Source organism: Phocaeicola sp. HCN-6420 (genome assembly GCF_037890145.1).
GTDB lineage: Bacteria > Bacteroidota > Bacteroidia > Bacteroidales > Bacteroidaceae > Phocaeicola.
In genome coordinates, this window is sequence record NZ_JBBKBJ010000020.1 from 47471 (window position 1) to 60311 (window position 12841).

Consider the following 12841-nt stretch of genomic DNA (forward strand, 5'->3'; position numbering starts at 1 on the left):
GGTGAAAAAATATAAAAACCTTTTCATGTTGTATCCTGTTTACGCCAATTTTTGTATTTTTGCCGACAACTATGAGTAGAATTTTAGCGATAGACTACGGAAAAAAACGTACGGGCATTGCTGTATCTGATCCGATGCAGATTATTGCCAATGGACTCACGACTGTGCCCACGCATCAGTTGGTGGATTTCTTATTGAACTATGTACGGCAAGAGGAGGTTGAACGTATAATTATCGGGCATCCTAAGCAGATGAATAATGAGGATTCTGAAAATATGAAGAATATTATACCTTTTATGAATCGTCTGAAAAAAATCTTGCCAGATATGGCTGTTGAACTGGTGGATGAGCGCTTTACGTCTGTTTTAGCGCATCAGGCAATGCTGGCTGGTGGCTTAAAAAAGAAAGACCGTCAGAACAAAGCCTTGGTTGATGAAATAAGTGCTACGATAATTCTACAATCTTATCTTGAATCCAAACGAATTTAAAACTTCAAAAAAAATAAAACGATGATTTTACCTATTTACGTATACGGTCAGCCTGTACTTCGTCAGGAGGCCGAAGACATAACTCCGGATTATCCCAATTTGAAAGACTTGATTCAAAATATGTTCGAAACGATGGATCGTGCAGATGGCGTAGGGCTTGCTGCTCCTCAAGTTGGGCTTCCTATTCGAGTTGTGGTAATCAACTTGGACGTATTATCCGAGGATATGCCGGAGTTTAAAGATTTTCGTCATGCATATATTAATCCTCATATTTTGGAAGTCGGGGAAGAACTCGTTTCTATGGAAGAGGGCTGTTTAAGTTTGCCGGGGATACACGAGAGTGTGAAGAGACCTGACAAAATTCATGTTACTTATTTGGATGAAGAAATGAATCCGCATGATGAATGGGTTGAAGGATATCTGGCACGTGTTATGCAACATGAGTTTGATCATTTGGAAGGAACTATGTTTATCGATCATTTGTCTGCTCTTCGTAAGCAGATGATAAAAGGTAAACTGAACAATATGCTGAAGGGAAAAGCGCGGTGTGCTTACAAGGTGAAAACTGTAAAATGATTCGAAAATTTCTCTATATATTATATATAATAGGTGCATTTTCTCCTTTGAGCGCGTGGGGACAGATTAATACGGACCGGGTAATGACTATAGGACGAAATGCATTGTATTTTGAAGATTACGTACTTTCTATTCAGTATTTTAATCAGGTAATTAATGCTAAACCTTATTTGGCAGAACCTTATTTTTATCGCGGGCTTGCTAAAATGAACTTGGATGATTATCAAGGCGCTGAAAATGATTGTACCGAGGCTATTGAGCGTAATCCTTTCGTACCTAATGCATATCAGATACGAGGTATTTCTCGTATTCGTCAGGAGAAATTTAAAGAGGCCATTCAGGACTATGAGAAAGCTTTAAAACTTGATCCTGAGAATATCAGTTTGTGGCATAACTTGGCGTTGTGTCGTATGCGGGAAGAAGATTATGCTTTGGCAAAAGCAGACTTGGATACATTGATCCGTATAGCTCCTCGTTATACAGATGCTTATCTGATGCGTACAGAGGTTTCTCTGAAGCAGAAGGATACGCTTCAGGCAATGACCGATGCAGATAGGGCGATAGATATGGATCGCTATAATTCAGATACGTGGGCTTCCAGGGGAATGTTGTTTTTGCAGCGTGAAAAATATGCTGATGCAGAAAGCGATTTGACGGAGGCTATTCGTTTGTCGGTCCGTAATGCAGGTCTGTTCATTAATCGCGCTTTAGCTCGTTATCATCAGAATAACTTGAGGGGAGCAATGCAGGATTATGATTTAGCATTGGATATAGATCGTAACAATTTCATCGGCCATTACAATCGAGGATTGTTGCGTGCGCAAGTTGGAGATGATAATCGTGCGATTGAAGATTTTGACTTTGTTTTGCAGATAGAGCCTGATAATATGATGGCTGTATTCAATCGTGGTTTATTGCGCGATAAAACAGGTGACTATGCTGGAGCAATAGCAGATTACACTGCAGTTATTAACGAGTATCCGAATTTTTTGGCTGGATATCAATATCGGGCGCAGGCGCGTAGAAAAACAGGAGATTTGAAGGGGGCGGATGAAGATGAATTTAAGGTACTGAAAGCCCAGCTTGATGCCCAAAACGGGAAGTCAAACCAGCGTCAGACTGCAGCTTCGGGAGATAAGACTCGTAAGAAGTCGGATAAGAATATGAATAACTATCGTAAGATTATCGTTGCTGATAATGAGGATGAAACTACGAAGTATAAGACCGATTATCGTGGACGTGTGCAGGATAGAAATATCACTATTCTTCCGCAGCCCATGTTTGCTTTGACATATTACGAGCGTCATGAAGAGGTGAAACGGCAAATTAATTATTCCAAGTATATTGATGATTTGAATAACCGTCATGTACTTCCTCTTCCTTTGTTGATTACTAATAATGAAGCTTCGTTGACGGAAGAACAAGCTAAGTTGCATTTTGCTTCCATTGATGAGGAAACAGAAAAAATAGTGAAGAATCCGGAAGATATGATGCATTATTATGCGCGTGCGATGGATTTCTATTTGGTGCAGGATTTTGATAATGCCTTGAAGGATTTAGATGCGGCAATAGAACGTGATTCAACTTTCTTCCCATCTTATTTTATGCGTGCGCTTATTCATTATAAGCAGTTAGAATACCGTAAGCGTGATAAGAATGATGAATATGAGGCAAAAATAGATGTGGGCGGACAACCGCAAGTACGTGTATTGGATTATGCAACCATTCGCCGGGATTTGGATGAAGTAATTCGTTTGGCTCCTGATTTTGCCTATGCTTATTATAATCGTGGTAATATACTGGCTGTGATGAAAGACTATCATGCTGCGTTGGTTGATTATAATAAAGCGATAGAGTTGGATCCTCGTTTTTCTGATGCTTATTATAATCGTGGCTTGACGAATGTTTTTTTGGGAAACAACCGCCAGGGAATACAGGATTTGAGTAAGGCAGGGGAACTTGGTATTTTCTCAGCTTATAGTGTGATAAAACGTTTTACTTCGGTAACGGAAAAACAGAATGAATAATAAATTGAAGTGTAAAGGATGAAGAATTTGCAGGTGAACTGTTTAAAATTCTTCATCCTTCATTCTTTATTCTTCATTTATTTGTTTAATTTTGCGACTCAATAATAGATCAATAACATAAAGATTATGATTAAGATTACTTTTCCTGACGGCTCTGTTCGTGAGTACAACGAAGGAGTAACTGGTCTGCAGATTGCAGAAAGTATCAGTTCGCGTTTGGCGCAAGATGTATTGGCTTGTGGCGTAAACGGTGAAACTATTGATTTAACTAGACCTATTAACGAAGATGCTGAATTCGTACTTTATAAGTGGGATGATGAGCAAGGCAAACATGCATTTTGGCATACAAGTGCTCACTTGTTGGCTGAAGCATTGCAGGAGCTGTATCCGGGTATTCAGTTTGGTATTGGTCCGGCTATTGAAAACGGTTTCTATTATGATGTAGATCCGGGAGAGGCTGTAATAAAAGAAAGCGATCTGCCGGCAATCGAAAAGAAGATGATTGAATTGGCTGCCAAGAAAGAAGAATTGGTACGCCAGAGCATTTCTAAAGAGGATGCTTTGAAGATGTTTGGTGAAAGAGGCGAAACTTATAAATGTGAGTTGATTTCAGAACTTGAAGATGGCCATATTACAACATATACCCAGGGAGCTTTTACTGATCTTTGTCGTGGCCCGCATTTACCTTCTACAGCCCCTATTAAAGCTATAAAATTATTGTCTGTTGCGGGAGCTTATTGGAGAGGACAGGAAGACCGTAAACAGATGACACGTATTTATGGTATAACATTCCCTAAAAAGAAAATGTTGGATGAATACCTTACATTGTTAGAGGAAGCCAAAAAACGTGACCACCGTAAAATCGGTAAGGAAATGGAGTTGTTTATGTTCTCTGATATGGTAGGTAAAGGTCTTCCTATGTGGTTGCCAAAGGGTACTGCATTGCGTATTCGTTTGCAGGATTTCTTGCGCCGTATTCAGGCTCGTTACGATTATCAGGAAGTTATGTGTCCTCCAATTGGTAATAAATTGTTGTATGTAACTTCAGGACACTATGCAAAATATGGTAAAGATTCATTCCAGCCTATTCATACACCGGAAGAAGGTGAAGAGTATTTCTTGAAGCCGATGAACTGTCCTCATCACTGTATGATTTATAAGAATACACCGCGTTCTTATCGTGACCTGCCTTTGCGTATTGCAGAATTTGGTACAGTATGCCGTTACGAACAGAGTGGTGAACTTCACGGATTAACTCGTGTACGTAGCTTTACTCAAGATGATGCGCACATTTTCTGTCGCCCTGATCAGGTAAAAGATGAGTTCTTGCGCGTTATGGATATTATCTCTATCGTATTCAGATCTATGGGGCTTGAAAACTTCGAAGCTCAGATTTCTTTGCGTGATAAAGTTAATCACGAGAAATACATTGGTAGCGATGAGAACTGGGAAAAAGCAGAAAGAGCTATTGTCGAAGCTTGTGAGGAAAAAGGACTGAAGGCAAAAGTTGAATATGGAGAAGCTGCTTTCTATGGTCCTAAGTTGGACTTTATGGTGAAAGATGCTATCGGTCGTCGTTGGCAGCTGGGTACTATTCAGGTTGATTACAACTTGCCTGAACGTTTCCAGTTGGAGTATATGGGCGCAGATAATCAGAAACATCGTCCGGTTATGATTCATCGTGCACCGTTTGGATCAATGGAACGTTTTGTTGCCGTATTAATTGAGCATACTGCAGGTAAGTTCCCGTTGTGGTTGACTCCTGATCAGGTTGCAATTTTGCCTATCTCTGAAAAATTTAATGATTATGCAAATCAAGTTCGTCAGGAACTGAAGAAGAGTGACATCCGCGCCATCGTAGACGATCGTAATGAAAAGATTGGTCGTAAGATTCGTGATAACGAAATGAAACGTATTCCTTACATGTTGATTGTCGGAGAAAAAGAGGCCGAAAATGGAGAAGTCGCTGTACGTAAACAAGGAGAAGGCGATAAAGGAACCATGAAAATCGAAGAATTTGCAAAAAATATTGCAGAAGAAGTTCATAATATGATAAATAAATGGTAACTTTGCAACCGTTTGTGGAAGTAATGTTATATTTGCTCCCACAGATAGCCAACTTTAAGAACAATAATTTATAATTAAAAAGCAAACAAAAAGGAAGAAAAAGAATTTTTTAATGAAGAATGACACTTTAAAAGGGCAGCATCGAATCAATGAACAGATTCGCGCCAAAGAAGTACGTATTGTGGGAGATGATATCGAATCGGCTGTATATCCGATAGCACAAGCTTTAAAACTGGCTGAAGAACATGAAGCTGATTTAGTTGAAATTTCACCCAACGCTGTTCCTCCAGTTTGTAGAATTATAGATTATTCTAAATTCCTTTATCAGTTAAAGAAACGCGCAAAGGAACAAAAAGCAAAACAAGTTAAAGTTAATGTAAAGGAAATCCGTTTCGGACCTCAAACAGATGAACATGACTATAACTTTAAATTGAAGCATGCTATCGGCTTTTTGCAGGATGGTGATAAGGTGAAGGCTTATGTCTTCTTTAAAGGACGTTCTATCTTGTTTAAAGAACAAGGGGAAGTTTTGCTTTTGCGTTTTGCTAATGATTTGGAGGAATATGCAAAGGTTGAGCAAATGCCGTTGCTGGAAGGTAAGAGAATGACAATCTCTTTATCGCCTAAAAAGGCAACAGCGCCTAAAAAGCCGGCTAAACCGGCAGCTCCAAAGGACGAAGAAGCTGAATAATGATAAAAGAGTGTGTAACGCGCCGGTATAGTGCGTTGCCACTATTGAGTAATAATAATTAAAATTTAATAAGATGCCAAAGGTAAAAACTAACTCCGGTTCTAAAAAAAGATTCGCTCTTACCGGAACAGGTAAAATCAAGAGAAAGCACGCTTTTCACAGTCACATTTTGACTAAGAAGACTAAAAAGCAGAAAAGAAACCTTGTACATGCAGGATTGGTACACAGTGCTAACCTGACTCAGGTTAAGGAACTTCTTTGCATGAAGTAATCTTGAGAGGAAAAAGCGTAAACGTATCATTTTAAATTATTAACCGAATGCATTAGCTTCAAGTTCGATTGTAAAATATCGGCGCTATCATTCAAAAAAGAATTAAAACTATGCCAAGATCAGTAAATCACGTTGCTTCTAGAGCAAAAAGAAAGAAAATTTTAGGTTTAACCAGAGGTTACTTTGGTGCAAGAAAAAATGTTTGGACCGTTGCTAAAAATACTTGGGAAAAAGGTCTGACTTATGCATACCGTGACCGTAAGAACAAAAAACGTAACTTCCGTGCATTGTGGATTCAGCGTATCAATGCTGCTGCTCGTTTGGAAGGTATGTCTTATTCTAAGTTGATGGGTGCATTGCACAAAGCAGGTATTGAAATCAACCGTAAGGTTTTGGCTGATTTAGCTGTAAACCATCCTGAAGCATTTAAGGCTGTTGTTGCAAAAGCAAAAGCTGCTTAATCAGGGGAACGATTAAAAGAATAGGAGGGGATATCACATAGGTGGTATCCCTTTTTTATTGGGGTAATGTCAGGTTTTGGAATGAACTCGTTTAGAAGCCTTTGCAAAATGTGATAAATGGAGAGTAGGTGATAAGGAGGATATCTTCATATGAGGTCGTTGCTTTAAAAACTGCAATGGAAGGGAGAGGAAAGTTTGTAGTAGTCTGTAGATATCTGTAAAATTAAGTAGCTAAGATTTTGTTATTTCAGATTAAAGTATTATTTTTGTAATACAAAAATGAAGCCGCACTTGCAGAATCGGGAAACTCATCAAATTATAAGAAATACCGAGAACAGCTTCATCTTCCAATGGCGGGCCACGCCTTCGGGTAGCATTTATGCCGGTGGATTACAAAGGGGGAGAGCACTCAAATCATGTTTATCGGAGTTTCGTCACGCCTCGGGTGCGGCTTTTCTTTTTAGGTTAAGCGATGGTTTTATTTCAGGGGAATATAAAACTTCGCTTTTGTTTTTTCTGGACTATTCATTTTTTATTATTCTGCTTTAATATTCCTTTTATGATATTTTATTTTTCCGGTACAGGCAATTCTCGTTGGGTCGCAGAGCGCTTAGGTGAACTTTTGGAGGAAACTGTTTGTTCTATAGCAGATATACTGGCGAAAAAGAACAGCTTTGTTGCTGAGGAGAATACAATAGGTATTGTTTTTCCTGTCTATTCGTGGGGACCTCCTGCGGTTGTTCTCCGTTTTATAGCTGAACTTCAGACTATATGTAAGCCTGAGTATGTATATTTTGTTTGTACTTGTGGAGATGATACAGGTAAGACGCCGCAGCTTATTCGTCGTGCTTTTGAGAGAAAAGGCTGGATATGTAGTGCGGGTTTCTCTGTGATTATGCCGAATACATATGTGGCTTTACCCGGTTTTGATGTCGATCCGTTGCCGGTAGCACAAGAAAAGCTGAAAAAGGCAGAAGATAGAGTTAAAGAGATTGCATGTAAACTGGCAGCACATGAGCATCTGATGGATTGTTGTGAAGGATCTCTGCCTTGGGTGAAGACGTATATTGTTCACCCTTTGTTTGCGCACTTTTTGGTGTCGGCTAAACCTTTTCGGGCGACAGAAGCTTGTATATCATGTGGAAAATGTGAGGCAGTCTGTCCGCTTCATAACATTCGTCTGACAGATGGAAAACCTGAATGGGGAAATCATTGTGCGATGTGCTTGGCCTGTTATCATCATTGCCCGAAGCATGCCATTGAATATGCTAAGGTAACCCGGAAAAAAGGACAATATGTGTTTACCAAAATAAAAGGGAAATAGCCCTTCAAGGAAGAAGGGCTGGTACTATAGCTTCTATTTGATTTTCTACTTTGTCGGGCAAGCGGGAGAAGAAATCTAAACCTGTAACGCTTTCTACGGAATCTACAGAAACCATATATTTCTCCAGTTTGTTATGCCCTGCTTTATTGTTGAATAGAAATCCCATTGCTACCGGATTCTTTCGATTATAAATTAATATCACTTTAAAGAAACGGTCAGGCACAGCCACTTTGTGTTGCCCGATACGCTTGGGAGTGGGAGAGTCATAGATTGGTCCGCAAGCAATATAGATGCTGCCATATTTTTTAGCCCATCTGCGGCATTCCTCTTCTAAGTCCCCCCAGTCATCGCGGTTCAGTTTCTGGTTTTGAGGGCAAATATTGCTCATATAGAACGACTCTTGCATTGCTTTTTCACTCCATTTCATGTCGGCTGCCGGAGCCATGTGCCCTCTGTCGTAGCCCGAATGCGTATAATCGGAATGTTCTACCCGAGGTTCTGGCAAATCAGGGTCAGGAAGAAATTTATTCTTTCGCTCTTCATTGCCACTTGTTTCCTGACGTGTCAGTTCCCATGCAACCCAGTTAGGCGTTTTGTAGAAGTTATTATACGAAATAGTGAAAGCGGTACGAGTCAATCTGATTTCATCACGTTTCTGGGTGGAAACAGGAATTTCCAGCTTCGATGCAATATCTTTTTGCTTGTTCTCTTTCGCATCTTCCGATATTTTTTCAACATACTGAGTTGCATTGTCCACGGTTTGTTCTACCTGCTGTTTTAGGGAAGCCGATCTTGCCGTATCATTATTCTGATACAAATAGAGAGCGGCAGCTATGATTATGACAAGAAGGATAAAACCTTTCAGCGAGCCGGCAGAATTGTTCTTCTTTTTACTCATGTTCTGCCAGTTAGGACAATTTAAAACGAATACGGAAAATTCCCTCTTTGTAGTCGGAACTGATGATACGGAAGGTGCCTATTTCCGATGTATTAGTTACGTGCAATCCGATACACAGGCATTCGTCATAGTCGCCTACTCGTACAATCCGAACGGTATCCGAAGCTCCGTCGGGCAGCCTCTTTAAATCGAACCGTCCCTTGGCCTCTTCTTGGGTGATGTATTCAGTAGTAACAGGCAAATGTTGTGCTATTACTGCATTTACCGTACTTTCTATGCGTGCGATATCCTCTTCTGTAGGGGCCTGAGGTAAAGCAAAGTCGAGTTTGCTCTTTTTCTTTTCGATATGAGCCGAAACAGCGCGTCCACATCCAAAGAGGTTTACCATTGTACGGTTTACAATATGTTCGCAGGTATGCATAGGCGGATATTCCTGTTTGTTATGTTCATTCAGTTGAAGTTCTTCCATGATAAGTTTTTTATTGTTTATATTGTTATTGGTCTTTGCGGTTACCTCATTCTATATCTGGTAGAATGATGAATTTTTATTTTCAATCGGAATGCAAATATATGCGATTTTTCGGGGAAAATATTCATAGAAATATTCTTATCTTCGCGTATGGGCATAAAAAAAGGAGTACCGCTGTACTCCAACCTTTTGTTAACCTTAAATCTAATACTATGAAAAACACATTGCAAAGGTAGGGACTTTTTGTGATTCTACAAATATAAAAGATGATTTTTTCTGCTGTATAACATTGTTTAAGAATTACCTTGCTGTAAAGGCTTTTCATTAACATCTGTTTTACGTACCTTTGCCTCACTAAAACTCATAATGATATGGCATTTGAAGCGACGAAAAGAGAATGGGGCGAACTATATGCATTTTTTCGCCTTCTGGCAGACGGTTATGTGTATGCCGGAATTCCCGATGTGAAAAGAAACGAACAGCAGCGCATTCCTGTAGCAATGGTACAGCGAGAAGAGCATGATGGCACACGCCAATATATTGTAGAAAAAGACAATATCCATGTGAAGGGAGAGAAAATGGACAAGCTTGTACCGCGCGAAGACTTTGAGACTGTTGCCGAGTTGATATTACAGGCCATTCGTAACAGCCGGCAGGATGATGTGACTTCGCCCGATGGAGTGGAAGAGTTCCTAGATGAAGTGGCTATTTATGATCTGGAGGCTAAGACTGACGACCGCACGGACTTTAGTGTTGCTTTCTATGATGTTACTGCGCCGCTTACCGGCTTTTGTGTTCGCTCTCGACTGGGGGTGATGTTTCCGCTGCTTGATGGTGGGCGTACGGCCAATTTTAAGTTTGAACAGACCGGCGTAAAGTTTGCTGTACCGACAATAAATAAGATAAATGCGGAGGGGGAGGAAGATGATGTGATTGCCCGTATGCTGATGATTGAACGCTTGGGAGGCGTTTTAAAGTATAACGATGTAGCCGACAAGATATTTCGCAGTAATCTTGCAATGCTGGACTTGCATATGGGACGTCTGCTTGCCGAAATGACGCGCTTGATGTGGTTGGACGGCATTACCAAGGTTTCAGATCTGACGGAGGAAGTGAAGCGCTTGAACCCGCTTAAGATTAAGGATGAACTGATAAACAAACATGGCTTTTACGAATATAAAATAAAGGAGTTTCTTTTGGCATTAGCTACCGGTATGCGTCCGGCTAAATTGTACAACGGTACCGAATCGGCTATCAGTGGCTTTTTGTTTGTGACGGGCGAAGGTGAAGTGTTGTGCTATCAGCGTGCTTATCGTCAGGTATTTGCCGATTTCCTGTTCTATAATTCTCGTCTTGAAAAAGGCTCCACGGAAAAAGATAAGTATGGTTATCTGGAACGTGAAAACGGAGTTTATTATTTTAAGCTGAACCTGAAAATCGGCTTGTTGAAACGTTGACTCTGATGTATATGCCATAGGGCGTATGCAGGCTTTAAATAATTAATGATCTATAGATCAAGAAGTATCCCGTCGTCGAATATTTTTCGGCGGCGGAATATTTTCTTTGGAGTATTTTCTCCTAAGAACGTCACCGTCTTTTTTTATTTTTTGTACAAAAAATAAAAATGTTTGTACAAATTTTTGTTTCCTTTTCCGCATCTATGGAAGAAAAGCTGCGAGGGAGATTCTTTTTTTTTCTATATTGCTTCAATAGTATTTGCAAGCCGGATTGTCGGGTGCCTGCGCTTTCATCTCTTTTCTCTTGAATTCTCTGAATTTGTAACTGAAGGAGGGGGTATCTTTATGACGAGGTTTAGATACTTTTTAATATCTTGAATCATGTTTGTGTATTTGTCTGTCTTTTCATTCTGTTTGATGACTTTGCTGAACTTTTCGTAAGTTGACTTCCTGCTTGTCCGGTGCATTCTTCCATGCAAGAAGCTTGATTGGTATAGCAGATGAAATTCTTGGAAAATCCTTTTAGATTTTTGCCGTTAGCAGGTAACGGCATTCTTGCATTGGTGGAGCTGGATATAGCTTACGGTAGCATGTTTCATGCGGTAAAGTTCTCTGCTTTTATGTTATTTCTATTTTGCTTTCTATCATTTTCAGCTATGACAGGATATAAGTATTATTCGTTCCATCGTGATATCTTCTGTGGCTCTTGTAGACAGTTTGGGCGTTTTTCATTTCTGTCTGGAAGAGATTTCTGTTTTATTCGACTTTGTTTTCTATTTTTGAGAATCTTTTTCTCGTTTTGTTGGGATAATTTTTGTGCTTTTAGCGGGAAGTTCGTTAGGAATTTCTATTCTATCTGCCGTTTTTTTATCAGCCATTCCGATATTTTTCGGTTCCTGGAGCATTTTTTCTGCCTATTTTGTGTAGGCGCCTGCCGTGTTTTCCCCGTAATTTTGATTTTTCATCCGGGATCTTTTACATTTTGCGGATGCCGCCTGTCGTTTTTTTATCGGCTATTTCGGCATTTTTCAGTTCTCGGAGCATTTTTTCTACCTGTTTTGTGCAGGCGCCTGCTGTGTTTTTTCCCGTAATCTTGATTTTTCATCTGGAATCTTTCGTGTTTTGTGGGTACTGCCTGCCGTTTTTTTCATCTCATTCCCGTATTTTTTGTGCTTCTCCTGAATTTTTTTCTAAGGAAAAGCCTGTTTTTTTCGGCTTCCGCTTCCCATTCTCGGGTATTTTTTCTTCACCTTTCGAATCATTTTCAAGCTTTTTTCCGTACAGTGTGGAAATTTTTCTTTTCGTATCCATAATTTTTCCACTTTTCTCAGGACTTTCCGGAGGAAATTTATCAGCCATTCCGGTATTTTTCGGTTTCCGAATCATTTTTTCTGCCTGTTTTGTGCAGGCTCTTGCCGTGTTTTTCCTCCGTCATCCCGATTTTTATCCGGAATCTTTCACATTTTGCGGATGCTGCTTGCCGTTTTTTATCAGCTATTCCAGTATTTTTGGGGGCTTCCAAAACGTTTTTTTCTGCCAGTCTTGTGCAGGCGCCCGCCGTGTTTTTTCTCCGTCATCCCGATTTTTCATCCGGAATCTTTTGCATTTTGCGGATGCCGCTTGCCGTGTTTTTTCCAGCCATACCGGCACTTTTTCCCCTTTTTCTGCCTTTCCCGCTTATGGAAAACCTCCTGCTTTCCTGTTTTTGTACGGACTTTCTGCATGGAACCGACGCGCGCGCATTCGCACGCGCGTAATAATATATTGAGTAGCCTTTCCGGTTTCCCTTTCCTTCTTCCGCAAAACATGCCGTAAAACATACCTGAACCACAGTGATTTATGAATTTTCTTGCAAAAATCTTGAAAAAAAGTGTTTGTAAAAGTTGGAGGAAGCGAAAAAGTGCGTAATTTTGCACCCGCTTTCGAGAGGGAAAGACGTTGAAGAGATGATAATCTGAAAGGAAAGGGAGCAGGAAGCAGCGGTTCTGGGGCAGTCCAGGTATCTTACCTTAACGGCGTTAAGGGAGCGAGAACGGCAGCCGGACGAAGTCAACTTCCGCCGCCAAAAAAACTTTTTGGAAAAAAAACTTTCGAAAAAGTTTGGCGGTTACG

The 12841-nt window shown here is 40.2% G+C and carries 12 protein-coding genes; 9 read left to right on the forward strand and 3 right to left on the reverse strand.

The window, feature by feature from the left end; genetic code table 11:
* The first annotated feature begins 71 nt into the window (after positions 1-71).
* From ruvX to WKT12_RS11740, 8 genes are all read left to right on the forward strand, one after another.
* Positions 72-488: a Holliday junction resolvase RuvX gene (ruvX, locus tag WKT12_RS11705; protein ID WP_340319790.1), complete on the forward strand. Its 417-nt coding sequence runs from the start codon at positions 72-74 to the stop codon at positions 486-488.
* 21 nt (positions 489-509) lie between these two features.
* A complete protein-coding gene (gene def, locus WKT12_RS11710; RefSeq protein WP_340319791.1) occupies positions 510-1064 on the forward strand; it encodes a peptide deformylase in 555 nt (184 codons plus the stop codon).
* Complete coding sequence (locus WKT12_RS11715) at positions 1061-3091, forward strand: tetratricopeptide repeat protein (RefSeq protein WP_340319792.1); 2031 nt, start codon at positions 1061-1063, stop codon at positions 3089-3091. Before def ends, WKT12_RS11715 begins: the two co-directional genes overlap by 4 nt.
* Before the next feature lie 126 nt (positions 3092-3217).
* Positions 3218-5158 (forward strand): threonine--tRNA ligase, encoded by a 1941-nt coding sequence (gene thrS, locus WKT12_RS11720; RefSeq protein WP_021971916.1) that lies wholly within the window; start codon positions 3218-3220, stop codon positions 5156-5158.
* Between the two features lie 112 nt (positions 5159-5270).
* Complete coding sequence (gene infC, locus WKT12_RS11725) at positions 5271-5849, forward strand: translation initiation factor IF-3 (protein WP_340319793.1); 579 nt, start codon at positions 5271-5273, stop codon at positions 5847-5849.
* A gap of 73 nt (positions 5850-5922) precedes the next feature.
* A complete protein-coding gene (gene rpmI / locus WKT12_RS11730; RefSeq protein WP_022233768.1) occupies positions 5923-6120 on the forward strand; it encodes a 50S ribosomal protein L35 in 198 nt (65 codons plus the stop codon).
* Between the two features lie 110 nt (positions 6121-6230).
* Positions 6231-6581 carry a 50S ribosomal protein L20 gene (rplT, locus tag WKT12_RS11735; protein ID WP_007564746.1) on the forward strand — a complete coding sequence of 117 codons (351 nt, stop codon included), beginning with the start codon at positions 6231-6233 and terminating at the stop codon, positions 6579-6581.
* 559 nt (positions 6582-7140) lie between these two features.
* Positions 7141-7905 carry an EFR1 family ferrodoxin gene (locus tag WKT12_RS11740; protein ID WP_340319794.1) on the forward strand — a complete coding sequence of 255 codons (765 nt, stop codon included), beginning with the start codon at positions 7141-7143 and terminating at the stop codon, positions 7903-7905.
* 4 nt (positions 7906-7909) lie between these two features.
* Here the strand turns inward: WKT12_RS11740 and WKT12_RS11745 are convergent, their stop codons facing one another.
* Positions 7910-8803, reverse strand: coding sequence for a DNA/RNA non-specific endonuclease (locus WKT12_RS11745; protein WP_340319795.1), 894 nt, complete (start codon positions 8801-8803; stop codon positions 7910-7912).
* A gap of 10 nt (positions 8804-8813) precedes the next feature.
* Entirely contained in the window at positions 8814-9272 is a 459-nt protein-coding gene (locus WKT12_RS11750) for a hypothetical protein (RefSeq protein WP_340319796.1), read from the reverse strand.
* Positions 9273-9643: 371 nt separating this feature from the next.
* Between WKT12_RS11750 and WKT12_RS11755 the strand changes: the two genes are divergently transcribed.
* Positions 9644-10729 (forward strand): HpaII family restriction endonuclease, encoded by a 1086-nt coding sequence (locus tag WKT12_RS11755; protein WP_340319797.1) that lies wholly within the window; start codon positions 9644-9646, stop codon positions 10727-10729.
* A gap of 1152 nt (positions 10730-11881) precedes the next feature.
* Here the strand turns inward: WKT12_RS11755 and WKT12_RS11760 are convergent.
* Positions 11882-12088 carry a hypothetical protein gene (locus WKT12_RS11760; RefSeq protein ID WP_340319798.1) on the reverse strand — a complete coding sequence of 69 codons (207 nt, stop codon included), beginning with the start codon at positions 12086-12088 and terminating at the stop codon, positions 11882-11884.
* Between the last annotated feature and the right edge of the window lie 753 nt (positions 12089-12841).

What these genes read in the sequence shown, in the direction of transcription:
- ruvX (WP_340319790.1), top strand. Translation starts at nt 72, where the DNA reads ATGAGTAGAATTTTAGCGATAGACTACGGAAAAAAACGTACGGGCATT.
- def (WP_340319791.1), top strand. Translation starts at nt 510, where the DNA reads ATGATTTTACCTATTTACGTATACGGTCAGCCTGTACTTCGTCAGGAG.
- WKT12_RS11715 (WP_340319792.1), top strand. Translation starts at nt 1,061, where the DNA reads ATGATTCGAAAATTTCTCTATATATTATATATAATAGGTGCATTTTCT.
- thrS (WP_021971916.1), top strand. Translation starts at nt 3,218, where the DNA reads ATGATTAAGATTACTTTTCCTGACGGCTCTGTTCGTGAGTACAACGAA.
- infC (WP_340319793.1), top strand. Translation starts at nt 5,271, where the DNA reads ATGAAGAATGACACTTTAAAAGGGCAGCATCGAATCAATGAACAGATT.
- rpmI (WP_022233768.1), top strand. Translation starts at nt 5,923, where the DNA reads ATGCCAAAGGTAAAAACTAACTCCGGTTCTAAAAAAAGATTCGCTCTT.
- rplT (WP_007564746.1), top strand. Translation starts at nt 6,231, where the DNA reads ATGCCAAGATCAGTAAATCACGTTGCTTCTAGAGCAAAAAGAAAGAAA.
- WKT12_RS11740 (WP_340319794.1), top strand. Translation starts at nt 7,141, where the DNA reads ATGATATTTTATTTTTCCGGTACAGGCAATTCTCGTTGGGTCGCAGAG.
- WKT12_RS11745 (WP_340319795.1), bottom strand. Translation starts at nt 8,803, where the DNA reads ATGAGTAAAAAGAAGAACAATTCTGCCGGCTCGCTGAAAGGTTTTATC.
- WKT12_RS11750 (WP_340319796.1), bottom strand. Translation starts at nt 9,272, where the DNA reads ATGGAAGAACTTCAACTGAATGAACATAACAAACAGGAATATCCGCCT.
- WKT12_RS11755 (WP_340319797.1), top strand. Translation starts at nt 9,644, where the DNA reads ATGGCATTTGAAGCGACGAAAAGAGAATGGGGCGAACTATATGCATTT.
- WKT12_RS11760 (WP_340319798.1), bottom strand. Translation starts at nt 12,088, where the DNA reads ATGGCTGATAAATTTCCTCCGGAAAGTCCTGAGAAAAGTGGAAAAATT.